Source organism: Myroides sp. (genome assembly GCF_032073645.1).
Classification (GTDB): domain Bacteria; phylum Bacteroidota; class Bacteroidia; order Flavobacteriales; family Flavobacteriaceae; genus Flavobacterium; species Flavobacterium odoratimimum.
This window is the reverse complement of record NZ_DAMANB010000001.1, coordinates 169,169-195,516: the sequence shown is the minus strand read 5'-3', so window position 1 is coordinate 195,516 and position 26,348 is coordinate 169,169. Positions and strand designations below refer to the sequence as shown.

The window sequence follows — 26,348 nt, the reverse complement described above, 5'->3', positions numbered from 1 at the left end:
TAAATTTTAGAGTTTTAAATAAATTATTAAAATTCAAGTTAAATTATATAGTTCTATTAAATTTCTGATTTGATTAAAAGTATATTTTTATACCTTTGCCCTCGTTATACAAACAACATATAATTTATTTTTTTTAAAGTTCTTAAGTAGCATGTTAAACAGAAGACACATTCGTATAAAGGTTATGCAAACGCTTTATGCAATGCAACAAAGTAATTCTGAACAAATTCAGTCAGGAGAAAAGTTTCTAATCAATAGTATAGAGAATATACAAGACCTATACTTATTAATGATTACTACCTTAGTAGAGATTAGAAAAAAAGAAGTCGAGTATATCTCCTTAGCACAAAAAAAACATTTAGCTACTGCCGCAGAACGAAACCCAAGCAAGCGTTTTATCGAGAACAGAGTTCTAGACCTATTAGAAAGCTCTACTTCTATATCGAATAAGATAGAGGAGAAGAAGATAACTACATGGCAAGTACACGATAACTATATCCAAATGTTATTGGACGAAGTGAAAGAGAGTACTTTCTTTAAAGCTTATATGGCTAAGAGTGAAGTAACTTTTGAAGACGATCGTCAGTTCGTATGTGACATCTTTACAGAAGTTATCGCTCCTAATGAGAAAATCTATGAGTTCTTAGAAGATAGTAAGTTAACTTGGTTAGACGATATTCCTGTGGTGAATACCATGATCCAAAAACAACTTCGCAAGTTAAAAGAAAGAGATGTACAGTTCATCGTACCTAAGGTTTATAAAGATTCTGAAGACCAAGAGTTTGCAGTTAATCTTTATAGAAAGACGATTTTGAACTTTGCAGAGTTAACAAAAGAGTTTGAAGATAAAACACCTAATTGGGACCCTGAGCGTATTGCAGAATTAGACACGATTATCTTGAGAATGGCTATCTGTGAATTCTTAAAATTCAGCTCTATTCCAGTAAAAGTGACAATTAATGAATATTTAGAGATTGCAAAAGAGTATTCTACAGCAAAAAGTAGTATTTTTATCAATGGAGTATTAGATAATATTTCTAAAGTTTATAACGAGGAGAATAGACTTAATAAAATCGGTAAAGGATTGCTATAACCTTTCTAAACTAAGTAAAGAACTATGAGAAAAATTTTATTATTAACATTAGGGTTAGCTTTTACAGTAGTTTCTTGTAAAGAGAACAATGCTGCTTCTAGCTTGATTGACAGAGAGAATGCAGCTAAAGTAGAAGGTACTAGAACTAATGGAGAGTATCCTGAGATTGTTTTTGACAGAACAGTACATGATTTCGGTAATATTGCAAATAATGAATCTGTAACTACTGAGATCGAATTAAAGAATACAGGTAAGGCTGATTTAGTTATTATTAATGCTACAGCATCTTGTGGATGTACAGTTCCAGAATATCAAAAAACACCTATTAAGCCAGGAGAAACTTCAAAATTAACTGTTAAGTTTCAAACAGGGGCAGAAGGACAACAACAAAAAACAGTAACTTTGGTTACGAATACAAAAAAAGGAAATGAGACACTTACGATTAAAGCTAACGTAGGTCTTCGTAGTAATTAATAATCTATAAATAATACCAAATGGAAAATTTACAACAATTTTTACCTATAGTTTTAATGTTTGTGGTAATCTATTTCTTAATGATTCGCCCACAACAAAAGAAAATGAAACAAGAGAAAGCTTATGAAGCTAGTATTAAAGTAGGTGATCGTATTGTTACTAAGTCTGGAATTCACGGTAGAATCAATGAGTTACACGAAACTACAGTAATTATCGAGACGATGGCTGGTAAGCTACAAATGGAGCGCTCTGCGATCTCTATGGAAATGAGTCAAAAATTAAATGAGAAGAAGTAATTCTCATTGCACTATAAAAAAAGCGTTATCAATATATTGATAACGCTTTTTTTATGTCTTTTTTTAGATGAAAATTACTTCTTAATCTTTTCGAAATAAGTAATCAAGTCTATCAACCTAGAAGAATAACCGATTTCGTTGTCATACCATCCTACTACTTTTACCATTTTGTCTAAGACAGAAGTGAGTTGAGAGTCGAATAGACACGAGTTTGTATTCCCTAAGATATCTACAGAGACTATAGGATCTGTAGTATAGGCTAAGATTCCTTTTAACTCTCCTTCTGCTGCTTTTTTGAATGCAGCATTGATTTCCTCTATTTCTACTTTTCTTTTGACGATACAGGTTATGTCTGTCAATGATCCATCCGGTACAGGTACGCGTATACCACCCCCACCAATATTGCCTTCGTATTCAGGAAATATTTTAGTCAGTGCCTTCGCTGCTCCTGTAGTAGTAGGGACTATAGACTGAGCAGCCCCTCTAGCTCTTCTCAGATCTTTATGAGGTTGATCATGTAGACTCTGGTCAGTAGTATAAGAGTGTACTGTAGTGATATAAGCATGTTCTATACCACATAGTTCTTTAATTACTTTGACCATAGGAGCAGCATTGTTAGTCGTACAGCTCGCATTAGATATGATAAGTTCCTCTCCTGTCAAGATATTGTGATTTACACCGAGTACGATAGTCTTGATAACATTGTCTTCTGGTGGTACAGATAAGATGACACGTTTAGCTCCTTGCTGGATATGTTGCTCTAATAGGGGATAGGTTTTTCTACGTCCAGTAGCTTCTATGACATAGTCTATATCTAACGTTTTCCAGTCTAGACCAGATATCTCACTTTCTCTAAAGAATGCTATTTTCTTACCAGCTACGATGATATGGTCCTTGTCATAACTTACATCTTTATTCAGTATACCATGTATACTGTCATATTTTAGTAGATGTGACATAGTCTGCGTATCAGCCAGATCATTTATAGCGACTACCTCTATGGTAGGATGATCTAAAAGGAGTTTAAAAAGGTTGCGGCCTATACGACCAAAACCATTTATTGCTATTTTTATTTTACTCATAAGTGTAAAAAGAAGAAGGTCGCGAAGAACGCGACCTTATTTATATTATAAAAGGTGTTTTTGCGCTCGGTAAGATGAGCGAACTAAGGCACCACTTTCTACGTGTCTGAATCCTAATTCTAGCCCTATCTTTTCGTATTTCTCGAATTGCTCAGGAGTGATAAACTCCTTCACAGGTAAGTGCTTTTTACTAGGCTGTAGATACTGTCCGATAGTTAATACGTCAAGGTTAACAGCTCTTAGATCATGCATAGTTTGGATTACTTCTTCTTCCGTTTCTCCTAGTCCTAGCATGATACCAGATTTAGTTCTATTCACTCCTTTTTCTTTTAAGTATCTCAGTACTTCTAGGCTTCGATCATATTTAGCCTGAATACGTACCTCACGAGTCAGTCTTCTAACCGTCTCCATATTGTGAGAGACAATCTCTGGAGCTACTTCTATGATTCTATCTATATTTCTCTCTATTCCTTGGAAGTCTGGTATCAGGGTTTCCATTGTAGTACCAGGGCTGATTCTTCTCACTGCTTGTACAGTTTCTGCCCAGATAATAGATCCTCCATCTTTAATGTCATCTCTATCCACACTAGTGATTACAGCGTGTTTGATAGACATTAATTTGATCGAGCGCGCTACTTTCTCTGGTTCATCCCAGTCCACCGTCTCAGGACGTCCTGTCTTTACACCACAGAATCCACAAGAACGCGTACAGATATTTCCTAATATCATAAATGTAGCAGTTCCTTCTCCCCAGCATTCTCCCATATTAGGACAACTACCTGAAGTACAGATTGTGTTCAGTTTATATTTATCTACTAAACCTCTAAGTTCAGTGTACTTCTTTCCAGTGGGAAGTTTTACACGAAGCCACTTTGGTTTAGCTTTAGGTTCTATATTTGAGTCTAAGATTGTATCCATAGTATGAGTTTATGAAAGTACAAATATACTTAATCTTAAGAGTTATACATTATTAATATATGCTAAAAGTTATCATGTTGTCACTGATTCATAATCTGTGACTTTACACTAGTGTATTTCTGTTCGCTATGTCCTTCTGTGTATGTGAAGAATCCCACCGTACACATTTGTTCTCATTGTCTTTCTCAGCTTTCGAAGAATCCATCCTACACATCCGCTCTTATTGTCCTTCTGAGTCTGCGAAGAACCCCATCCGATACATCTGATCCCGATGTCATTTGGCTTGCACTTTCTAGGGGTTTGCTAGGAGTATCCTTGGGGTTTGCTTGCCTAGAAGGCCATTTTGTCGAAGGAATGTGCAAGAATACCCCTAGCAATGTGCTAGTATAGTAAGACGAAATAGAAAAATTAGCTAGTGAGGGCTATAAGGTGATGATGAGTATTTACTAACAGTAGTTTTATTGGCGAAAATAACAAACTTTAAGACAAAAAAAATAAAAGTAGTGTTTGTATAATTTTGGCTGTTATTCCTTTGAAAAATAACAAGACAGGCTAGAATATGATAGCCGTAGAGTTTCTTTATTTTTTAAACAGTCTACGAAAAGGTTAGGAGATATTTTTTGGATTGATAAAAAAAGTAATGTTTTTTTGTATTAAGAGCAAGGAGTTTAAGGAACAATTCTATTTTATTGTTAAATGTGAATTATTTAAAATAAAAAGTTTATTGCTGATGTAAATTTAGTTATTTTTAAAAAATGCAGTATAAATTTGTGTAAAATGCGGAGAAAATATATATTCGCTATTATTTATTTTACAACATAATGGAAGATCAAATTAGAGAGACACCTGCAGACAAGTGGATTGCAAAACCCATGAGTAGATTCATGAGCAAATCTACATCTGGTGGGGTAGTATTATTTTTAGCTGCTGTATTTGCTATTTTTATGGCAAATTCACAATGGGCAGATGCTTACATGAGTTTTTGGGATGATAACCATATTGGGTTTTCATTAAATGATATGACTTTAAACCACTCTTTAAAACATTGGGTGAATGATGGTCTGATGGCTATTTTCTTCTTTGTGGTTGGTTTAGAATTAAAACGTGAGTTAACTACTGGAGAATTATCATCACCTAAGAAGGCGATGTTACCTATTATCGCTGCTATCGGTGGTATGGCTGTACCAGCTCTAGTATATATTGTGTTTAACGGAGGTACTGATGCAGCACATGGATGGGGAATCCCGATGGCTACAGATATTGCCTTTGCATTAGGAGTATTATATTTATTAGGTGATAAAGTGCCTACTTCGTTAAAAGTGTTTTTGACAGCGTTAGCGATTGCAGATGATTTAGGAGCAGTATTAGTTATCGCAATGTTCTATACAAGTGATTTATCTTTAGCTAATCTAGGTATGGGATTAGGATTCTTCGGATTATTAGTAATCAGTAATCTAGTGGGAATTAGAAACACGATATACTACGCGATCATCGGTATCGGTGGAGTGTGGTTATGCTTCTTATTATCAGGAGTACACGCTACTATCGCAGCAGTATTAGCGGCATTCGCTATACCGAGTACAGCGAGAGTACACGAGTCATACTTCGTAGCAAAATTAAACAAGTTAAGAGACCGTTTCAGTAAAATAGATCCAGACGATAAGATTCCTAATCTTACAGGAGATCAGATGGAATGTGTCCATGATATTAAAGATTTGGCTACAGATGCGTTACCAGCATCTATTCGTTTAGAGCACAGCATGCATAATTTCGTAGCATTCTTTGTGATGCCTGTGTTTGCGTTAGCTAATGCAGCTATTCCGATTAGTATCGGAGATGGTGGATTAAGTGCTGTGACATTAGGAGTAGCATTCGGTTTATTAGTAGGAAAAGTGTTAGGAGTATCAGGACTAACAGCGTTATTAATCAAACTTAAAGTAGTAGCAATGCCTAAGGGGATGACGTATCTTAATTTATTAGGATTAGGATTCTTAGCTGCTATTGGGTTCACGATGTCGTTATTCGTTACTGAATTAGCATTTGATATCAATCTGCATCCAGAGTTCCCAGATCAAGCAAAATTAGGTATTCTAATTGCTTCAGGACTTGGTGGTATCATAGGATATGTACTACTATTTATGTGTGGTAAGAAAACGGGAGTTCAAGAAGAAGCCTAGTGATGATACTATAAAGATATATGGCTCTGTAAATTTAGTTTTACAGAGCTTTTTTTATTAATTAAAATGTAGTAGATGGTACTTAACAAATACTATATTTGCAACTTAATTCAAAACAGATATACAGAGTTACATGATTACAGTTAACGATATTTCAGTTCAGTTTGGTGGTACTACTTTATTTAGTGGTGTCAATTTTTCAATCAATGAAAACGACAAGATTGCCTTAATGGGAAAAAATGGGGCAGGAAAATCTACTTTATTAAAGATAGTAGCAGGAGCGAATAAACCTTCTACAGGGAATATCTCAGCACCAAAAGATGCTGTTATTGCTTATCTTCCACAGCATTTATTGACTGAAGATAACTGTACTGTAATGGAAGAAGCGTCTAAGGCGTATGCAAGTATCTTCTCTATGAAGAAAGAGATAGATGATATCAATGAGCAACTGACAGTGCGTACTGACTATGAGAGTGATGCTTATATGAAGCTAATCGAGCGTGTATCTGAGTTAAGTGAGAAGTTCTATTCTATCGAAGAGGTGAACTATGAGGCAGAGGTAGAGAAGATATTAAAAGGATTAGGTTTTACTAGAGAAGACTTTAATAGACCTACATCAGAGTTTAGTGGTGGATGGAGAATGCGTATCGAGTTGGCAAAAATCTTATTACAAAAACCAGATTTGATTTTATTAGATGAGCCTACGAACCATATGGATATCGAAAGTATCGAGTGGTTAGAAGACTTCTTAATCAACCAAGCTAAGGCGGTGATGGTTATCTCTCACGACCGTGCATTCGTAGATAATATTACCAATCGTACGATTGAAGTAACGATGGGTAAAATCTATGATTATAAAGCGAAGTATTCTGATTACTTAGTATTGCGTCAAGATAGACGTGCTCATCAGCTAAAAGCGTATGAGGAGCAACAAAAGATGATCGCAGAGACAACAGAGTTTATTGAACGTTTTAAAGGAACGTATTCTAAGACTTTACAAGTACAGTCTCGTGTAAAGATGCTTGAGAAACTTGAAATCATCGAAGTGGACGAAATTGATAATTCTGCACTTCGTTTGAAGTTTCCACCAGCAGCACGTTCAGGACAGTATCCTGTGGTAGTAAAAGAGATGTCAAAGTCTTATGGAGATCACGTTGTATTTAAAGATGCAAATATTGTAATAGAGAGAGGCCAGAAGGTTTCGTTTGTAGGAAAGAATGGTGAGGGTAAATCTACTATGATTAAAGCGATCATGAAAGAAATAGATTTTCAAGGTGAAGCTGAGATTGGACATAATGTACAGATTGGTTACTTCGCACAGAATCAAGCTTCTTTATTAGATGAAGATTTGACTATTTTCGAAACAGTAGATAGAATAGCAGAAGGAGATATCAGAACACAGATAAAAAATATCTTAGGAGCATTTATGTTCTCTGGTGATGATATTCATAAAAAAGTAAAAGTGTTATCAGGAGGAGAGAAAACTCGTTTAGCGATGGTGAAACTTCTGTTAGAACCTTATAATGTATTGATTCTGGATGAGCCAACGAACCACTTAGATATGAAAACGAAAGATATCATTAAAGAAGCTTTGCGCGACTTCGAAGGAACCGTGATTTTAGTGTCTCACGACCGTGATTTCTTAGATGGTCTTGCAGAGAAGGTATTTGAGTTTGGAAATAAACGAGTGAAAGAACACTTCGAAGATATCAAAGGATTCTTAGCACATAAGAAAATGGAGAACTTAAGAGAAATCGAAAAATAAAATCGTAAAAGAGCAGTCAGTAAGGATTGCTCTTTTTTTTGTACTCTAAAGTTTAGTTTGTGGATATTGATAGAGTGGCATATGTTTTGAGTTTTATTATTTTGATAAAATAGTTGTATTCTACATAGATACATAGTTTTAGATATAAGTAATGGGTTGATTACTACAGTGATGAGGTCAGTATTTTATATAGGGTCTCTGATGCAGATGTTTTATTCAATAAATAAGACTGCTATATAGTGTACAGCTTATTGCTAAAAAGAGCGTTTAATCATTTTTAATTGTATTAAAAAAGTTTAAATTTATAGGTAATTTTACGTAAAATATAATATTAGGAGTATAGTCTCTATATTTGCAATATATAAATAGAAAGTATGTTCATGAAGCGATTAGATTTAAGGGATTATTTCTCTGTAGTAGGAGGAGTATTATTCTTTATAGGTATGTCTAGTTCTGTGTATGCACAGGAGAGTCTGTCATTTACAGATGCGTATAATAAGATGTATCAAGATAATAGTCTTATTAAGGCAGTAGAGAAACAGGAAGAAGTACACCATTATAAATGGCAAGCTACTAAGGGGCTACGCTATCCTTCTGTGCGTGCTTTCGGAGGAGGACTATATCTTAGCAAATCGTTAGGAGTAGATCTAAATGGGTTGAAAAATGGAATAGGAGATTTTATTCATTTACCTAATCCAGATGTCTTAGGTAACTGGTCTAAGTCATTTAATAAAAAAGATATGGTTTTCGGTGGTTTTATGGCTACTTGGCCTCTTTATACAGGAGGAAAGATTAACGCAGCTATAAAGGCACATGAGATAGAGAGTAAAATAGGAGAGAAAGATTTAGAAAAAACGAAGAATAAGTTAATCACTGAATTAGCACAACGTTATTATTCAGTGAAGTTAGCTGAAGAAGCTGTGGCTGTAAGAAGAACAGTCTTAGAGGGGATGAATAAACATCTACACGATGCGACTAAGCTAGAGGAACACGGTATGATAGCAGCTGTAGAAAAGATGAGTGCTGATGTGGCTGTATCAGAAGCTAATAGACAGCTAGATGGAGCGCTAAAAGATGCTAAATTAGCAAGGTTAGCCTTAGCAAATACATTAGAAGTAGATGAAGTTACAGCTACGTTAGATAGTGATTTCTTTTCGATACCTCAGTTAGAGAACGTTGACTTCTTTCAAGGTTCTGCTGTAGAAAATTATCCAGAACTACAAAAATTAGTATTGCAAAAAGAGCTAGCTGATCAAGGGGTAAAAGTAAAGCAATCTGCTAATTATCCAACAGTATTTGGATTCGGACAAACAATATTAGCACATAATAACCCTATCTTAATAGGAGAGAAAGATAGTAAGCCGTGGGTAGTAGGGATAGGTGTTAGTTATACGTTATTCGAAGGATTTAAAAACAAGAATGAGATTAAAGCTGCTAAAGCAACTAGAGAAAGCGTAGAATTATTCGAAACAAAAGCGAAGAGTGATGTGAAGATGCTAGTAGCTAAGCTGTATCAAGATATTCAAAAACAAGAAGATCAGATTAAGAATCTTAATGTACAAGAGAAATTAGCAGTGGAGTATCTACGTGTTAGAACTAAAGCATTCTCAGAAGGTTTTGCAACATCAACAGAGGTAGTGGATGCTGAGATGAATTTGTCAGGAGTAAGATTAATGAAACTACAAGCCAATTATAATTATGCTATAGGGGTGGCATCCCTTTTCGAAGTAGCAGGATTAAGTTATGATTTTTTACAATACACAAAATAATATAAGCTTTAAAAGATGAAAAATAAAGTTGTAAGTGCAATGGTTGCTATCGTTATAGTGCTTTTAATTTTAATTATATCACTATGGTATATGAGTGCACCATCAGAATCCTATATTCAAGGACAGGTAGATGCTACACAGATTAATGTGGCTTCTAAGATACCTGGACGTGTAGAAGATATTTTAGTAAAGGAGGGACAACAAGTTAAAGCTGGGGAGTTATTATTAAAAATAAGCACTCCTGAGATAGATGCTAAACTACTACAGGCGGAATCAGCTAAACAGGCTGCACAAGCTATGGATGCTAAAGCTAATAAAGGAGCAAGAGGTGAAGAAGTCTCTGCGACTTATAATATGTGGCAACAAGCAAAAGCTGGAGCAGAGTTAGCAGAGAAGACTTATAATCGTGTAGAGAATTTATATAAAGAGAAAGTAGTACCAGCTCAAAAAAGAGATGAGGCATATACACAGTTTAAGGCTTCACAAGAAGTAGAGAAAGCGGCTTATGCTAAGTATCAAATGGTACAAAAAGGAGCTCGTGTAGAGGATAAAGCTGCAGCATTAGCTATGGTAGGACAAGCACAAGGTGCTGTAAATGAAGTAATGTCTCTGAAAGGGGAAGGTGATGTAAAAGCTCCACAACAAGGAGAAGTATTGACTATCATGCCTAATAAAGGGGAAATAGTGAATTCTGGTTATCCTGTGGTCAATCTAGTAGATTTGTCAGATGTATGGGTATATTTCAATATCAAAGAAAATCTAATGCCTAAGTTTAAGATGGCAAGTAAGTTTATGGCTAAGTTTCCTGCTTTAGGGGATGAGATGGTAGAGCTAGAAGTACAGTATATCGCTGCTCAAGGAGACTATGCTACATGGACGGCTACGAAAACAAAAGGTGATTTTGATATGAAGACATTCTTAATTAAAGCTTACCCAACTAAGAAGGTAGAAGGTCTTAGACCAGGTATGAGTGCTTTAGTATTAGAAAGTAGTTTGAAATAAAGGGTGTAATGACTAAAACAGGTTTTTTATCTATATTTATTAGTGAATGTAAAAGGATGTTTACATCACCGCGGTTGCTTGTCTTGATGATAGGCGTGCCTGTGATGCTATTCTATTTTTATTCGTCACTGCTGAGTCAGGGGATTTCACGAGATCTCCCTGTTACGTTACTAGATTTAGATAAAAGTAAATTGTCTCGTCAGTTAGGACGTATGATCGATGCTACAGCTAGTATGGACATTGCTTATGAAGTAAGTGATGAGCTAGAAGGTCAACAGACAATTAGAAGAGGAGATTCGTTTGCTCTAATTATAATACCAAAGAATTTTCAGAAAAATGCTCAGAAAGGTGTTTATACTAATGTAGTGTGTTACTACAATGGGCAGTATTTACTACCGGCAGGATTAATACAAAGAGATTTCCAGATGGTAGCAGGTAATCTAGCTGCAGGGGCAAAGATCATGAGTTTACAACAGAGTGGACTGATGGCAGAACAGGCTGTGGCTACTGTAGTGCCTACAGGTACTAATAGCCATGTGCTGTATAATCCTTATACAAGTTATGGGTATTATCTGACACTTGCTTTTATGCCAATGTCATTTCAGATTATTATTATGGTCATCTCTATCTATGTTTTTGGATCTGTGTTGAGATATAATAAAGGGAAACAATTATTAGAACAGAGTAATGATAAAGTATTCGTAGCTGTGATAAGTAGAATATTACCTTATACGTTACTGTTCTGTTTAATGGGGTTCATGATGAATAGTTTACTTTATTACCGAATTGGAGTTCCTTTTAAAGGAAATATCTTCGTTATAAATTTATTCTTTTGTTCTTTCGTAGTGGTATGTCAGAGTATGGCTTTCTTTATGGCTTCTATTATGTCTAGCCTTAGAACAGCATTGACTATAGGAGGGTCTTATGCAGCTCTAGCCTTTTCTTTTGCAGGATATACGTTTCCTCCAGAAGGGATGAGTGCATTCATAAGAGGGTTTAATTATATTTTTCCATTCCACTCTTATATGCGTTTTACAGTTGATTATGCTATTAAAGGATTTCAATATAATAATACACAACAGAATTACATCATAACGCTAGCTATATTTGTATGCGTAGGATTGTTGTGTATTCCGTTGTACTATAAAAAATTGAAGAAAGGAGGATACGATGTTTAAAGGTCTAATAGCTAACTTCGCTTTAATTACAGAAGCGTGTAAACGAGAGTTTAAACTAATCTTTTCGGATTCGGCTGTAGTGATGTCCTATATGCTATCTTTTATGTTAGTAGGATTCTTCTATTCTTATGTCTACTCACATGAGAACTTTGATGACTTACCTGTAGCAATTGTAGATCACGATCAGGCTAAGTTAGGGCAGCAGGTTAGTAGAATGATAGATGCTACACATCAGTTAAAGGTAGTATATCATACAAGTGATTTTGATGCAGCTAAGGAAGTATATGATAAAGGTGAAATTAGAGGTATTATAATGATACCAAAAGATTTTACTCGTGATATGCAAAAGGGAGAAGTCCCTTCTATCTCAGTATATGCAGATGCGTCTTATATGCTCTATTATAAGCAAACTATAGGAGCTGTGATGGTCTCTATGGGAACGTTCAATGCGCAAGTAGAAGTGAACAAGGCAATGGCTAAAAGCACACCAATGGATCAGGCTATTGCTACTAGACGTCCATTTAATGTCACAGCTGTACCTCTTTATAATATTAATGTTGGATATGCTACATTCGTTATCCCAGTAGTGTTTATTATTGCATTACAGACATTACAGTTAACAGGTATGGGGATTATGGGGGGGACACTTCGTCAGAATGGGATGTTTGCTCAGGTCTTTTCTTATGCTGAAAAAAGACGTTTTAGCAATGTCTTTTTAACTTTAGGAAGAGCCTTGACTTATTTGATTATATCAATGATATTACTTTTAGTAGGAGTGCTTATTATCATGCATGTTTATAATTTGCCCCAACGAGGAAATATATTTGAGATTATGATCTTTTTGATTCCTGTTATCTTGTCTATTACCTTTATGGGAATGACTTTAGTAAACTTCTTTAAGAGAAGAGAAGAGGCAATTATGAGTGTTACAGTATTCTCTATTCCAGCTCTAATGCTTAGTGGTACTTCATGGCCTACAATAGCCTTTCCTGCTTGGATAAAAGGTGTTTCTGTATTGGTACCAAGTACGTTAGGAGTAAAAGGATTTATATCTCTTACACAGTTCGGAGCATCACTGACAGAAATTAGCGATGTCTTTATTAAAATGTGGGGTATTTGTATTTTTTATTTTATCTTTGCGGTCTGGACCAACAGAAGGTTAAGACAAACGAAAACAACTAATTCAATATAGCTTTAGAGCTAATAAAATTAAAAAAGCAGAAGTATTTACTTCTGCTTTTTTTGTTCAGATATAAAGGGAAAATTTAATTCTTAATAGATAGTTTGTATATGCCTGATTCATTTTTGTCATTATCAGGATCTTCACATAGTAAGAACTCTAAGTTTTTTCCTTCTTGACTATATAAGGTTAATCCTTCGAATTTATGTGTGTTACTTATGGTTAGTGTCTTTTCTACTTTTAGTTTTTTGGTATCTATACGGCCTAGTATAGTTCCTTTTATTTCTCCATCAGCATAGGTTGATTGACCATCTTCTGCAGCAGCTAAGAAGTATATCTTGTCTTCTACTTTAATAGCGTCTGTAAAGCTAGTCTGTACTTTATTAAGTTTTGGTAATTTCATAGGAGTATAAGTGATTTGAAAATTATTTAGAATGTTGTTACCCTTTACAACGAATACTCCATTAGCACCTTTAGGTCCATTTCCTCGATTAAAAAAATACCATAGATCATTGTCAAAAATTACCCCTTCTATATTAAAGTCAGCATCACTTAGATTAGCAAAACTCTTCATAGAATCATATAGTATGTCTAGTTCGTTTTCTGAAAGGACTTCGTGTGTCAGTCCGTTTACTTCTACTAAGTTTATTCTATTCGGTTTAGAGCCAGAACCAAAAATATAGTAGTTTAACCCATCTGTAGTGATTGCTTCATAATCAGGTTTAATAGCTTTCTCTATATTCTCTTGACTTAGATTATCACTTGATAAAGACGTTTTATAAAGATGATTATTCTGTAAACTATAGTGATAGAAGTAAGTAGAATTGTCAGAAATGATATGGAGTTGGTTGTCATCATACACTAAGCCAGATGCAGCTCCAATGCCTAATATCTGGAAAAGTAGTTCTAGTGCAATTTGTTTCATAGAATAAATGTTATGTAAAAGCGGAGTAAATTAAAATAAAATAGTAATTTAAGCTTAAAAATTTCTGAGAATGAATATAGAAGAAAAATATAGAATAGACAATAAAGTTGAGCTAGAAAAATTATCAACTGTACCAGATTTAAATCTATCTATGACCAAGGCATTTCGAAAAGTGGAAAAACTGAGTCGTAACTTAGGTAAATTTCAGGATGTGATGTATGCTCATAATCGTTATAGTGTACTTATCTGTATACAAGGAATGGATACAGCTGGGAAGGACAGTTTAATTAGAGAAGTTTTTAAGGCTTTTAACGCTAGAGGGGTAGTGGTGCAAAGTTTTAAGAAACCTACGTCTTATGAACTAGAGCATGATTATATCTGGAGGCATTATGTGACCTTGCCTGAGAGAGGAAAGTTTACTGTGTTTAATCGTAGTCATTATGAGAATGTATTGATTTCTAGAGTTCACCCACAAGTAGTTTTAAATGAAAGAATACCTGGTATTAATAAAGCAGAAGATATAACAGATGAGTTTTGGGACAAACGTTACGAAGAGATTAATAACTTTGAGAAACATATCAGTAATAATGGAGTAATAGTCTTGAAGTTCTTTTTGCACCTAAGTAAGAAGGAGCAGAAGAAAAGAATATTACGTCGATTAGAAAAAGAGAAACACAATTGGAAGTTTGAACCTAGTGATATTAAAGAAAGAGAGTACTGGGATGACTATCAAAAGTATTATGAAGAGGCTATTAATAGGACTTCTACAGCAGAATGTCCATGGTATGTATTACCTGCTGATGATAAGGCTTATTGTCGTTATGTGTTTGCTAAAATACTAGAAGAAGTATTTAGTAAATATGACGATATCAAATTGCCTAAACTAGACCCTGAGATTCAAAAGGATCTGGATATGTATATTGAGAAATTAAAGAATGAAGAGTAAGATAATGATAAAGCCAATTCAATTATTGAATTGGCTTTATTGTTCAGTTATGTTTCTATTTCTATTTCTTTTTGCTTTTCTTTTTTAAAGAAAATCCGTAGGCTACACGGACAGCAAGTTGATCAGTGTTATAATCATTGTAATTTTCATAACGAAGACTTACATCTACATAGCGATTAGCAAAACCAATAGAGGGTGACCAAATAAAGGTATTTCCCATTCCTGAGTGCGTACCAATACCTACTCCTAATTCTCCCATAGCATAGATGTTTTTGTTTAAAAACTGTTTAAATCCTGCTTTTATTGGAACTAATCCTAAATCTCCTTCATCTCCATTAAATAAATGAGTATAACCTGAAGTTAAAGTAAACGAGGTTTTTTGACTAACGTCATATTGGATTCTTGCATCTACACCAAGTGCGGCATCATATTTAGAATCTAAAGGCATACCTCCGTTTAGACCAAAACCTACTCTAAATCCCTGAGGGTAATAAGGCTTGTCTTTCTTTTGAGCTGCAGCTGGCATTGCAACTAAAATAGCACTTAGTGCTAACACTGTAAGTGAAATTTTTTTAGTGAGTTTAATCATGAGGATTGTGTCTTTATTTTGTTGTTTGAGAAAAATATACTGCAATAAACTTGCCGTTTGAGAATATGTTTTTGTTTATTCGTGTAATTAAGAGAGTGAGTTTCCGTATACAGTAGTTATATTTGCACAAAATTTTTGTCAATGAATTTATCAGTATACTATAAAGAATTTGGGTATAATATACGTTTAGCTTATCCTATTATATTAGCAATGCTTGGTCATACAATTGTGGGGGTGATTGATAATATTATGGTGGGGAAAATCGGAGCTACAGAATTAGCAGCAGCTTCTTTAGCAAATAGTTTTGTTTTTATAGCAGTGGCTTTAGGTGTCGGATTTTCAACAGCTTTGACTCCATTAGTAGCTCATAGTGATGCAGAAAAAGATGTAGAAGGTGGAAGAAGTATTTTTATTAATGGGCTGGCATTATGTACTATTTTAGGAGTAGTGTTATTTAGTATTATCTTTTTTGCAAAGCCTCTATTAATGCACATGGGGCAGCCAGAGGAGGTAACGATCCTTGCTAAACCATTCTTAGATATTGTAGCTTTATCTTTGATTCCATTAGTAATGTATCAATCTTATAAGCAGTTTGCAGATGGTAAATCACAGACAAAAAATTCTATGTATGCAACGATAATTGCAAACTTAACTAATATAGTATTTAACTATTTGTTGATATATGGTGTGTGGATTTTCCCCGAATTGGGTATGCTAGGGGCAGCTTATGGTACACTTATTTCGCGTATTGTGATGATTATTTATATGCATTTCGCTTTGAAGAGACAAGAGATGTTTAAGTCTTTCTTATCACATATTAAGTTTCATGAAATCAAAAAGGAGATGTTACTGAAAATTACAAAAATTGGAGTTCCTTCAGGAATGATGAGTTTCTTTGAAGTAGCACTTTTTGTTGGAGCAGTATGGTTATCTGGAATGATAGGTACAGAGGCACAGGCCGCTAATCAGATCGCATTGAGTATGTCTTCGATGACTTTTATGTTTGCAAGTGGGCTAAGCGTAGCTGCGATGATTAGAGTAGGGAATCAAAGAGGATTAAAGGATTATGTGAAGTTAAGAGTAGTAGCGAGGTCTATTATCTTAATGGCAGTTATTATTTATACAGGCTTTGCAATTCTTTTTGTTTTATTCCATCAGTATATTCCAATGTTGTTTTTAGATAATAATGACATCGAAAATGCGGTAATGAATCAAGAAGTGATTAAATTAGCAGGCACGTTATTACTTGTAGCGGCAGTATTCCAAATATCAGATTGTATACAAGTAGTAACATTAGGAGCACTTAGAGGACTTCAAGATGTAAATATGCCTATGGGAATTACTTTTGTATCTTATTGGATTATTGGTTTTCCTATATCTATTTACCTTGGATTGTATACTAGTGTAGGAGCAGCTGGGATATGGATAGGTTTATTAGCAGGATTAACTACTGCTGCAATATGTCTATACTGGCGTTTTCATAAATTGTCAAACAGATTAATAAATAATAATTAGAATTAATATGGAGTTACCAAAATTCGTACTAGCTGATAATACTGAGTATCCAGAGGATATTTTTATTATACATTTAGAATTCCCTAGATTTATCATCAACTTAAATACTGATGAGGTAGAGTTCTTAGAAACAATAGAAGAGTCTGAAGAAGCTGAGATAGAAGCTGAGATGGAAGGATTGATCGTAAAAGCTGGTGAGTTTTACGAAAGAGAGATGGAGCGTTACGTAGATGACGAGGAACTAGACGAAGAAGATTAATATAGAACAAGCTAAATAGTTCAATACTATTTAGCTTGTGAGTTAAAATATAGATCTAAGATTTTATGAGCAGCTGCGAAAGGTGATAATTCACTGTTTTGCACTGCTTTTTTGTTTTCAGTAAGCATTGCTTTTATTTCTGGGTGATTGTAGAAGTTCATTAATATGTTTTCGTTTATAGTCTCCATCATCCAATATTGGTTTTGTTCTTGACGTCTGTTGTCGAAATAACCATTTTCTTTGGTCAATGTGGTGTATTGAGTGATGATGTCCCAAATTTCTTTTATTCCTGTGTTTTCAATAGCACTACAGGTACTTACTTTTGGTGTCCATCCAGAAGGCTTCTTAGGGAAAAGATGTAAGGCTCTATTGTAATCAAGTTTAGCCATATGAGCTCTTTTTATATTTTCACCATCTGCTTTATTGATAATAACAGCATCCGCCATTTCCATAATCCCTCTTTTGATTCCCTGAAGTTCATCACCAGCACCAGCTAGATTAAGTAATAAGAAGAAGTCTACCATACTCTGTACCGCAGTTTCGCTTTGTCCAACCCCCACTGTCTCTACTAGTATAGTGTCAAAACCGCAAGCTTCGCATAAGATTATACTTTCTCTTGTTTTTCTAGCTACACCACCCAAGCTGTCTCCAGAAGCTGATGGGCGTATAAAAGCATTCTCTTCTCGGACTAGTTCTTCCATACGTGTCTTATCTCCTAAGATACTTCCCTTAGTGATACTGCTACTAGGATCAATAGCTAATACAGCTACTTTTTTACCCATTTTAGTCAGTAAGAGACCGAAGGCTTCTATGAATGTACTTTTCCCAACTCCAGGTACACCTGTTATACCAATGCGGACAGATTTATTAGCATAAGGAAGACATCCTTGTACTATTTCGTCTGCTTGTGCGTGATGCAGTGGATTTAAACTCTCAATAAGTGTGATACCTTGACTTAAGGCTACTTTATCATTGTTAATGATTCTCTGAATAATTTCAACAGTAGATATCTTCTGTCTGCGTCTAGCTTGAAACTTAGCTATAGCATCTTGATCCGTAGTATTAGGTTGTTCAATACCTTCGTTTTCAGTTAACGCTGATTTATTATAATTATGCTGTGACATTTTTAAGAATCTATTGGGTTGGTGTAATGATAAAAGGTAAAAGTACTAAAAATAGGCATATTTCGAAATTTATTTGAACGGTTAGGACAGTATATGTACAACCTATTATATTTGGGCTTAACGAAAAATGACGTAATGAATACTAAACTTTTTGCACCCAAAACATTAGTAAACAAAATCAATGAACAAACAGTAAATCAAAAAACAGTCTTTCCAATTCTATTAGCAATAAGCTTTGGACACTTATGTAATGATTTTCTACAAGCTATAGTACCAGCGGTCTATCCTCTATTAAAGACTAACTATAACTTAACATTTGCACAAATCGGAATGATCACTTTTTGTTATCAAGTTTCTTCCTCTTTACTTCAACCTTTAGTAGGAACTTATACAGACAAACATCCAAAACCTTATTCACAAATGATTGGTATGATTTGTTCTATGCTTGGAGTGATTTTACTTAGTTACGCCCCTTCTTATGCAATGGTACTATGTGCTGTTATATTAATAGGAATAGGATCTTCTATATTCCATCCAGAGTCATCTAGGGTATCTTATGTAGCTTCAGGAGGGAAACGTAGTTTAGCACAATCTATTTTCCAGATTGGAGGTAACACAGGAACAGCTTTAGCACCATTATTAGTAGCTTGGATTGTATTACCAAAAGGACAACAACATTTACTATGGTTCTTAGTTGTTGGTTTTATTGCTCAATTTGTATATGCTTTTATTGGTGGATGGTATAAAGATGTATTAAAGAGTCAAGTTGGTAAGAAGAAGAAAGTTATTCGTATTCCTGAACTTTCTAAGTTAAGAGTATGGACATCTATTGTAGTTTTATTATTACTTATCTTTTCTAAGTATTTCTATGTAGCTAGTATTTCTAGTTATTTTCAGTTTTATACAATGGATAAGTTTGGTATAAGTGAAGTACAAGCTCAGGTTTATCTTTTTTACTTCTTGTTAGCTGTGGCAGCAGGAACTTTAATAGGCGGTTTCTTTGGAGATAAGGTAGGACGTAAATATATTATTTGGTTCTCAGTATTAGGAGTAGCTCCGTTCACGATGTTACTACCTTATGCTTCTTTAGAGTGGACAGGTATATTAATTGTGATTATCGGTTTAATCCTATCCTCAGCATTCCCATCTATATTAGTGTATGCACAAGAGCTATTACCACGTAAAATAGGGATGGTATCAGGTTTGTTTTATGGCTTTGCTTTTGGTATGGGAGGTTTAGGATCTGCTGTTTTAGGATGGTGGGCTGATCGTACTTCTATTGAGAATATCTATATGATTTGTGCCTATTTACCTTTAATAGGGATTATAGCAGCTTTGTTACCAAATATGAAAAAAGTCAAATTTAGAGAAGAGGAGTAGTATCTATTAATTTAAAGTTTATCTTTAAGAGAATCAACCTTTAAACTAGATAGTATGAGAGTAGCGTATATTACACTATCAATAAGTATATTATTTATTTCTTGTGGAACAAAAGATAAATTGACTTCAGATAAAGACAAGTATAAAAAAGAGTATGAGCAAGCTCTAGTTAGTTATAATAAAAATAATGAGCCTCAGATTTATAATAACTCTAATGCTCCTGTATTAGAAGCTGAAAAACCTCTTACCTTAAAGTAAGGTTATATAAAAAAAGCGAGTAAACACAAATGTTTACTCGCTTTTTTTTAGTTATACTTATTTATTATAATATCTTTCCTGATAAGAACATTGCTGCTATAGAGAAGTAGATTATTAATCCAGAAACGTCTACTAGTGTAGCAACAAACGGAGCTGATGCAGTAGCAGGGTCCATTCCAAACTTTCTTAGTATAAATGGTATTAACGAACCTGATAAGGTACCCCATAACACAATGAATAGTAAAGAGACTGATACACTTAGTCCGATAGCAATCCAATGCTCTCCGTAGTCATAGATACCTGCTTCTTGCCAAATAAAGATTCTCACGAAACCTATAATTCCTAAGATACCTCCTAGCATAACTCCTGAGGCAACCTCTTTTCGCATTACATACCACCAATCACTTAACTTTAGCTCTCCTAATGCCATAGCGCGTATAATAAGAGAAGCTGCTTGTGAACCTGAGTTACCTCCACTAGATATGATTAAAGGAACGAATAGTGCTAAGACAACTGCCTTTTCTATTTCATCTTCAAAATGTCCCATGGCTGAAGCGGTTAACATTTCTCCTAAAAATAATATAATTAACCAACCAGCTCTTTTTCGTACTAATTCGAATAGTGGTGTATGTGTATAAGATAAATCTAACTCTTCCATACCCCCGAACTTTTGGATATCTTCGGTATCTCTATCTTTAATAGCATCTAAGATATCATCGAAGGTTACTATACCCACAAGTACTCCGCTTTCAGTAATAATCGGTAGTGCAGAACGATCGTATTTCTCGAATATATCAAAAGCATCTTCTGTTTTTGTAGTACTTGTAATAGAAGCAAATGTATTGTCTATTAAGTCTGCTATTAGTGTATTTTCGTCTGCTAGAACTAATTCACCTAGTTTTAAGTCATCAATTAATCTATTGTGATCATCTACTACATAGATATAGTTTAATGTTTCGGCTTTTTTACCATACACCTTGATATGATCTAAAACTTGTCTAACTGTTTTGTTAGCCTTTGTTTGTATGTATAAAGGAGTCATTAAACGAGCAATACTATCTTCTTTATATCCTATTAAGTTAAGTGCAATTTGCTTTTCTTTATCATTTAATAAGTTGATAGAGTATTTAATTAATTCATCTGGGAAATCTTCTAATAACTCTGTACGGTCATCGGGTTCTAAGTTATTAAGTACATCTGCATAATCTTCTCTAGTCATGCTACGTACTATTTCCTCTTGAATATTAATATCTAAAAAGGAGAATACTTCAACTTTTAAGTCAGGTGAAAGCTTTAGAAACGCAAGGTTTCTATCGGTTCTTTTCATCTCTGTAATTGCTTCAGCAATATCTGCTGGGTGCATGTCTTTAAAAGTCATAGATCGAAGCTTATTAAGTAGTTAGTATAATATTTTCTTAAAAACTATGCAAAGGTAATCTATACAAAGTGTACTTTAAAATTTCTAATGATTTTTTAATAAAATAAACTTCTCTTAATATTTTATCTATTTAAATTAAAGGTTATCAATAGCATTGTCTAAAATTTGTGAATCTAAGCTTTTCTTAGCCTTGGCGCCCATGTCTTTTAATTTTTGCACAGAAGTTATCAAGTTTCCTTTTCCTTCACTTAATTTATTGAAGGCATTGTCATATTCATTTCTTGATTCATCTATCTTCTTTCCTACTTTTTGTAAGTCTGTAACTAGTCCAACAAATTTATCATATAGCAAGCCTGCTTGTCTAGCTATTTCATAAGCGTTTTCTTGTTGCTTGCGTTGACTCCACATTGTTTCTATTGTGCGTAATGTTGCTAATAGAGTAGAAGGGGTTACTATGACGATGTTTTTTTCAAAAGCCTTAGTGTATAGTGTATTATCTGCGTTAATTGCTATCGAGAAGGCTGTCTCTATAGGGATAAATAGCAATACAAAATCAGGACTTGTACCTCTGTATAGTTCGTGGTAATTCTTTTCAGACAATCCTTCTATATGTCTTTTTAAAGAAATTAAGTGCTCTTGTAGATAGCGTTTTTGTTCTTCGATATCTACAGTATTGATATACTGTTCATAAGCAACTAAGGATACTTTAGAGTCGACTACCATATGTCTATTGTCAGGTAAGTAGATTACAACATCGGGTTGTAGTCTATTACCTTCTTCAGATGTGTAGCTTTGTTGAGTTTCATATTCTCTACCTTTTTCTAAACCAGATTTTTCAAGTACACTTTCTAGAATCATCTCTCCCCAGTTTCCTTGCATTTTATTATCCCCTTTTAGTGCTTTTGTTAGATTAAGGGTTTCTTGACTCATTTTTTGGTTTAGTTGTTGTAACCCAAATATCTGTTGACGCAATGCAGCATGATGATCAATACTTTCTTTATGTGTTTGTTCTACTTTTTGTTCGAAGTGTTGTATTTTCTCTTGTAGAGGTGATAATAGCGTTTCTAAGCTAGCTTTGTTTTGTTTAGTGAACTTATCACTTTTCTCCTCTAATATTCGATTAGCGAGGTTCTCAAACTCTTTTGTGAACTTCTCTTGAAGATTAGCAGTCTCTTGTTGTTGTGATTCTAATCGTTCTTGTAAATTAATGTATTCTGTATCGCGAATAGATATACGTGCTATTAGTTCCTGATTATCTAATCGGATAATCTCTAAGTTTTCTTCTATTGTTTTCTTTTCGCTTTTTAGTTGATCTATCAGTTTATCTTTAAAGTCGTTGTCTGCTTGTAGTCTAATAAGATCTCCAGATGAGGTAGTTTCTTTTTTACCTGATTTACCAATAAAAAAAGCAACGATAATTAGAATAGCTAATAAGCCTATTAATATTTCTTGTGACATGTTTTTTGACAATGAAGTTAGATAGTCAAAAGTAGTAAATAATGTCTGTATAACAGAGTGTAGTATTGCTATGGATTTTAGCAAAACTATATTATGGATATTAGTGTTTGTAATTTAGGTTTTTGTATTGTTAAATGTTATATCTTTAATATCAGGCTATAATTTTAAAGATATTTATTATGAGAAACTTTTTATGTGTATGGTTATTATTTATGACCTCAAGTTTATTTGCTAATTCTTTTGTTTCTATTCATGTTAATGATACACTTATACAGAGTGATATTAAGCAAGAATCGAAAAGCAAAAAGAAAAGAGATTTAAAAGAAAAACTAACTCAGACGGATGGATATATTGCTTGTAATTTTACACAAGTGGATGAAACACAGTCTATAGCAGATGGGAATGTTTTTATGAGCCCTGAAGCTATGACAAGTCTTAAGAAGTTTGTAATGAAAGATCGAAATGTATTACTTAGCTCTATTTTTATAATTTCAGCTTATGACTCTATAGAATTTGGAGAGTATGAGGTATGTGCAGGAGGTATTTATTATAAATATTATAATAGTAGAGTAGATAAAAGAGAAGGATACTCTAGAAATAAATAAAAAAAGCCCACTTGATAAAAGTGGGCTTTTTTAGTATTATCTACTTAAGTACATTTTTCTACGAGAATAGATTTCATAGAATTGATCGTCTCTTAAGTTTTCGATAAACAAGATACTTTCTCCTGTAGATTTCATTTCAGGTCCTAATGCTTTATTTACATTTTTGAACTTGTTGAAAGAGAATACTGGAGTTTTGATTGCGTATCCGTTTAATTGTGGATTAAAGTCAAAATCAGTTACCTTGTTGTGTCCTAGCATTACCTTAGTAGCGTAGTTTACATAAGGTTCTCCATACGCTTTAGCGATGAATGGAACTGTTCTAGATGCTCTAGGGTTAGCTTCGATGATATATACAATATCATCTTTGATAGCAAACTGAATGTTGATTAAACCAACTGTTTTTAAAGCTACAGCAATTTTTCTTGTGTGGTCTTTAATTTGGTTTAACACATATTCACCTAAGTTAAATGGAGGTAACATAGCGTGGCTATCACCAGAGTGAACTCCACATGGTTCTATATGCTCCATAATACCGATGATGTGTACATTCTCACCGTCACAGATAGCATCTGCTTCAGCTTCAATAGCTCCTGCTAGATAGTGGTCAAGTAATAATGAGTTACCAGGAATAGAGTTCAGTAATTCGATTACGTGTTCCTCTAATTCTTTTTTGTTGATAACGATCTTCATTCCTTGTCCTCCTAATACATAAGAAGGTCTTACTAATAGAGGGAAGTCTAATTGATCTGCTAATTTATTAGCTTGTTCAGCTGTTTTAGCAACACCGAATTGAGGGAATGGGATGTCTAATTGCTCTAATAATTCAGAGAAACGCCCTCTGTCTTCTGCTAAGTCTAATGCGTCAAAGCTAGTTCCTAAGATCTTAATACCATTCTTCTCTAGTTTTTCAGCTAGTTTCAGCGCTGTTTGACCACCTAACTGTACGATTACTCCTTCTGGTTTTTCGTGTTGGATGATGTCATAAATATGTTCCCAGAATACTGGTTCGAAGTATAATTTGTTCGCTGTATCAAAGTCAGTAGATACTGTCTCTGGATTACAGTTAATCATAATCGTCTCATAACCACACTCTTCAGCAGCTAATACTCCATGTACACAAGAGTAATCGAATTCAATACCTTGACCGATACGGTTAGGTCCTGAACCTAGTACCACTACCTTTTTCTTATCTGTTACGATACTTTCGTTAGAGACATAACGTGTACCGTCAGGTCTTTCGATTTCAGCCTCGAACGTAGAGTAGTAGTAAGGAGTCTTAGCAGGGAATTCTGCAGCACAAGTATCTACTAATTTAAACACACGTTGAATGTTCATTGTATCACGTAAGTCGTGTACTTTACTCTCAAGTGTATTTAGCATATGAGCGATTTGTCTATCGGCAAAACCTTTTTGTTTTGCTTCTAGTAATAAATCTTTAGGTAGAGTTTCAAGTGTATATTTAGAAATCTCTTTTTCTAACATATATAGTTCTTCGTATTGTTTTAAGAACCACATGTCGATTTTAGTGATTTCGTGTATTCTACTTAATGGAATACCGTGTTGGATTGCATCATAGATTACGAAAACTCTATCCCAACTTGCGTGAGTAAGTTTATCGATAATTTGATCATAATTAGTGTATCCTTTACCGTCAGCTCCTAGACCATTACGTTTAATCTCTAATGATTGAGTTGCTTTGTGTAAAGCTTCTTGGAATGAACGTCCGATACCCATAACCTCACCTACAGATTTCATTTGAAGACCTAATGTTCTATCAGCGCCTTCAAATTTGTCAAAGTTCCAACGAGGTATTTTAACGATTACATAGTCTAAAGTCGGCTCGAATAAAGCAGATGTAGATTTAGTAATTTGGTTTTGTAATTCATCAAGTGTATATCCTAATGCAAGTTTAGTTGCAATCTTAGCGATAGGGTAACCAGTCGCTTTAGAAGCTAATGCAGAAGAACGAGATACACGAGGGTTGATCTCAATAGCTACGATATCTTCTTTTTCGTCTGGTGATACAGCGAACTGTACGTTACATCCTCCAGCGAAGTTACCGATACTACGCATCATCTTGATCGATAGATCACGCATTCTCTGGAATGTTCTATCTGATAATGTCATAGCAGGAGCTACTGTGATACTATCTCCTGTGTGGATACCCATAGGGTCCATATTCTCGATAGTACAGATGATTACTACGTTATCATTTTTGTCGCGTAATAATTCTAATTCGTATTCTTTCCATCCCAATAAAGCTTTGTCAATTAAAACTTCGTGGATAGGAGAAGCTTCTAATCCATAAGTTAATAAATCGTCGAAGTCTTCTTCTTTGTGAACGAAAGCTGCTCCAGTACCTCCTAAGGTAAATGAAGGACGAATAACTAATGGGAAACCAAATTTTTGAGCGATCTCTTTTCCTTCTAAGAATGAGGTAGCTGTACTTGCAGGAGCTGCAGGAACATCTATTTTTTCTAGAAGTTGTTTGAACTGCTCACGATCTTCAGTGATGTTAATAGCGTTGATATCAACACCGATTAGGCGAACTCCGAAGTCTGCCCATATACCTTTCTCATCGCATTCTAAACATAAGTTTAGTGCTGTCTGACCACCCATAGTAGGTAATACAGCATCAATCTCAGGATGAGCTACAAGAATCTCAATAATAGATCTTGCTGTCAGTGGTTTTAAGTAAATATGATCTGCCATAGATGGGTCAGTCATAATTGTCGCAGGATTAGAGTTAATCAAAATAACTTTAATTCCTTCTTCTCTTAAAGATCTTGCTGATTGTGAACCTGAGTAATCGAATTCACAAGCCTGTCCGATAATGATTGGTCCAGAACCAATGATTAATACAGTTTTGATAGAATTGTCTTTGGGCATTTTAATTGTGTTGTTATGTTAAATACTTCGTTGTGAGTGAAGTAAGTTTAGTGTTGTTGTGTGTGATAGATGGTATGTTTTACGACAA

General features: G+C 34.4%; 23 protein-coding genes. 15 read left to right on the top strand and 8 right to left on the bottom strand.

The annotated features are described in order from the left end of the window. Nucleotides 1–151 precede the first annotated feature (151 nt). The 3 genes from nusB to yajC are packed head-to-tail and all read left to right on the top strand — an operon-like array spanning nucleotide 152 to nucleotide 1,863. On the top strand, nucleotides 152–1,093 hold the full coding sequence (gene nusB, locus RT228_RS00890) for a transcription antitermination factor NusB (RefSeq protein WP_006256995.1): 942 nt from the start codon (nucleotides 152–154) through the stop codon (nucleotides 1,091–1,093). A 24-nt stretch (nucleotides 1,094–1,117) separates the two neighbouring features. Then, nucleotides 1,118–1,567, top strand: a complete 450-nt coding sequence (locus tag RT228_RS00885; protein ID WP_006256994.1) for a DUF1573 domain-containing protein — start codon at nucleotides 1,118–1,120, stop codon at nucleotides 1,565–1,567. Between the two features lie 20 nt (nucleotides 1,568–1,587). Continuing rightward, nucleotides 1,588–1,863 (top strand): preprotein translocase subunit YajC, encoded by a 276-nt coding sequence (yajC, locus tag RT228_RS00880; RefSeq protein ID WP_006256993.1) that lies wholly within the window; start codon nucleotides 1,588–1,590, stop codon nucleotides 1,861–1,863. A 74-nt stretch (nucleotides 1,864–1,937) separates the two neighbouring features. On the opposite strand, the gene gap is transcribed toward yajC, so the two are convergent. Next, entirely contained in the window at nucleotides 1,938–2,945 is a 1,008-nt protein-coding gene (gene gap / locus RT228_RS00875; RefSeq protein WP_006256992.1) for a type I glyceraldehyde-3-phosphate dehydrogenase, read from the bottom strand. Nucleotides 2,946–2,990: 45 nt separating this feature from the next. Beyond that, nucleotides 2,991–3,863: a lipoyl synthase gene (lipA, locus tag RT228_RS00870; RefSeq protein ID WP_006256991.1), complete on the bottom strand. Its 873-nt coding sequence runs from the start codon at nucleotides 3,861–3,863 to the stop codon at nucleotides 2,991–2,993. Nucleotides 3,864–4,684: 821 nt separating this feature from the next. Here lipA and nhaA point away from each other — a divergent pair. The 6 genes from nhaA to RT228_RS00840 all read left to right on the top strand — a co-directional run bounded on the left by nhaA (nucleotide 4,685) and on the right by RT228_RS00840 (nucleotide 12,946). Continuing rightward, nucleotides 4,685–6,040, top strand: coding sequence for a Na+/H+ antiporter NhaA (gene nhaA / locus RT228_RS00865; RefSeq protein WP_006256990.1), 1,356 nt, complete (start codon nucleotides 4,685–4,687; stop codon nucleotides 6,038–6,040). A 133-nt stretch (nucleotides 6,041–6,173) separates the two neighbouring features. Further along, the gene (locus tag RT228_RS00860) at nucleotides 6,174–7,805 is read left to right on the top strand and encodes an ABC-F family ATP-binding cassette domain-containing protein (RefSeq protein ID WP_006256989.1); all 1,632 of its coding nucleotides are present in this window, start codon (nucleotides 6,174–6,176) and stop codon (nucleotides 7,803–7,805) included. 380 nt (nucleotides 7,806–8,185) lie between these two features. Further along, complete coding sequence (locus tag RT228_RS00855; RefSeq protein ID WP_230486141.1) at nucleotides 8,186–9,574, top strand: TolC family protein; 1,389 nt, start codon at nucleotides 8,186–8,188, stop codon at nucleotides 9,572–9,574. Between the two features lie 15 nt (nucleotides 9,575–9,589). Beyond that, nucleotides 9,590–10,576 (top strand): HlyD family secretion protein, encoded by a 987-nt coding sequence (locus RT228_RS00850; RefSeq protein ID WP_006256987.1) that lies wholly within the window; start codon nucleotides 9,590–9,592, stop codon nucleotides 10,574–10,576. Nucleotides 10,577–10,632: 56 nt separating this feature from the next. Continuing rightward, the gene (locus RT228_RS00845; protein WP_230486142.1) at nucleotides 10,633–11,754 is read left to right on the top strand and encodes an ABC transporter permease; all 1,122 of its coding nucleotides are present in this window, start codon (nucleotides 10,633–10,635) and stop codon (nucleotides 11,752–11,754) included. Beyond that, the gene (locus tag RT228_RS00840; protein ID WP_006256985.1) at nucleotides 11,747–12,946 is read left to right on the top strand and encodes an ABC transporter permease; all 1,200 of its coding nucleotides are present in this window, start codon (nucleotides 11,747–11,749) and stop codon (nucleotides 12,944–12,946) included. Before RT228_RS00845 ends, RT228_RS00840 begins: the two co-directional genes overlap by 8 nt. Before the next feature lie 73 nt (nucleotides 12,947–13,019). Here RT228_RS00840 and RT228_RS00835 read toward each other — a convergent pair whose 3' ends face one another. Beyond that, nucleotides 13,020–13,859: a DUF6929 family protein gene (locus RT228_RS00835; protein ID WP_313138347.1), complete on the bottom strand. Its 840-nt coding sequence runs from the start codon at nucleotides 13,857–13,859 to the stop codon at nucleotides 13,020–13,022. A gap of 70 nt (nucleotides 13,860–13,929) precedes the next feature. Between RT228_RS00835 and RT228_RS00830 the strand changes: the two genes are divergently transcribed. Beyond that, on the top strand, nucleotides 13,930–14,805 hold the full coding sequence (locus RT228_RS00830) for a PPK2 family polyphosphate kinase (protein ID WP_006256983.1): 876 nt from the start codon (nucleotides 13,930–13,932) through the stop codon (nucleotides 14,803–14,805). A gap of 61 nt (nucleotides 14,806–14,866) precedes the next feature. Here RT228_RS00830 and RT228_RS00825 read toward each other — a convergent pair whose 3' ends face one another. Further along, nucleotides 14,867–15,394: a hypothetical protein gene (locus RT228_RS00825; RefSeq protein WP_006256982.1), complete on the bottom strand. Its 528-nt coding sequence runs from the start codon at nucleotides 15,392–15,394 to the stop codon at nucleotides 14,867–14,869. Nucleotides 15,395–15,535: 141 nt separating this feature from the next. Here RT228_RS00825 and RT228_RS00820 point away from each other — a divergent pair, with 141 nt between their 5' ends. Continuing rightward, entirely contained in the window at nucleotides 15,536–16,909 is a 1,374-nt protein-coding gene (locus RT228_RS00820; protein ID WP_006256981.1) for an MATE family efflux transporter, read from the top strand. A gap of 7 nt (nucleotides 16,910–16,916) precedes the next feature. Further along, the gene (locus tag RT228_RS00815) at nucleotides 16,917–17,168 is read left to right on the top strand and encodes a hypothetical protein (protein WP_006256980.1); all 252 of its coding nucleotides are present in this window, start codon (nucleotides 16,917–16,919) and stop codon (nucleotides 17,166–17,168) included. 26 nt (nucleotides 17,169–17,194) lie between these two features. Here the strand turns inward: RT228_RS00815 and meaB are convergent, their stop codons facing one another. After that, nucleotides 17,195–18,292 carry a methylmalonyl Co-A mutase-associated GTPase MeaB gene (gene meaB, locus RT228_RS00810; protein ID WP_006256979.1) on the bottom strand — a complete coding sequence of 366 codons (1,098 nt, stop codon included), beginning with the start codon at nucleotides 18,290–18,292 and terminating at the stop codon, nucleotides 17,195–17,197. 135 nt (nucleotides 18,293–18,427) lie between these two features. Between meaB and RT228_RS00805 the strand changes: the two genes are divergently transcribed. Both RT228_RS00805 and RT228_RS00800 read left to right on the top strand, forming a co-directional pair. Then, nucleotides 18,428–19,672 carry an MFS transporter gene (locus RT228_RS00805; protein ID WP_006256978.1) on the top strand — a complete coding sequence of 415 codons (1,245 nt, stop codon included), beginning with the start codon at nucleotides 18,428–18,430 and terminating at the stop codon, nucleotides 19,670–19,672. 54 nt (nucleotides 19,673–19,726) lie between these two features. Further along, nucleotides 19,727–19,930, top strand: a complete 204-nt coding sequence (locus tag RT228_RS00800) for a hypothetical protein (RefSeq protein ID WP_006256977.1) — start codon at nucleotides 19,727–19,729, stop codon at nucleotides 19,928–19,930. A gap of 64 nt (nucleotides 19,931–19,994) precedes the next feature. Here RT228_RS00800 and mgtE read toward each other — a convergent pair whose 3' ends face one another. After that, complete coding sequence (gene mgtE, locus RT228_RS00795; RefSeq protein WP_006256976.1) at nucleotides 19,995–21,308, bottom strand: magnesium transporter; 1,314 nt, start codon at nucleotides 21,306–21,308, stop codon at nucleotides 19,995–19,997. Between the two features lie 135 nt (nucleotides 21,309–21,443). Continuing rightward, on the bottom strand, nucleotides 21,444–22,766 hold the full coding sequence (locus tag RT228_RS00790; RefSeq protein WP_006263046.1) for a DNA recombination protein RmuC: 1,323 nt from the start codon (nucleotides 22,764–22,766) through the stop codon (nucleotides 21,444–21,446). A gap of 179 nt (nucleotides 22,767–22,945) precedes the next feature. Between RT228_RS00790 and RT228_RS00785 the strand changes: the two genes are divergently transcribed. Then, nucleotides 22,946–23,371 carry a hypothetical protein gene (locus tag RT228_RS00785; RefSeq protein ID WP_058699321.1) on the top strand — a complete coding sequence of 142 codons (426 nt, stop codon included), beginning with the start codon at nucleotides 22,946–22,948 and terminating at the stop codon, nucleotides 23,369–23,371. 36 nt (nucleotides 23,372–23,407) lie between these two features. On the opposite strand, the gene carB is transcribed toward RT228_RS00785, so the two are convergent. Further along, complete coding sequence (gene carB, locus RT228_RS00780; protein WP_006256973.1) at nucleotides 23,408–26,260, bottom strand: carbamoyl-phosphate synthase large subunit; 2,853 nt, start codon at nucleotides 26,258–26,260, stop codon at nucleotides 23,408–23,410. Between the last annotated feature and the right edge of the window lie 88 nt (nucleotides 26,261–26,348).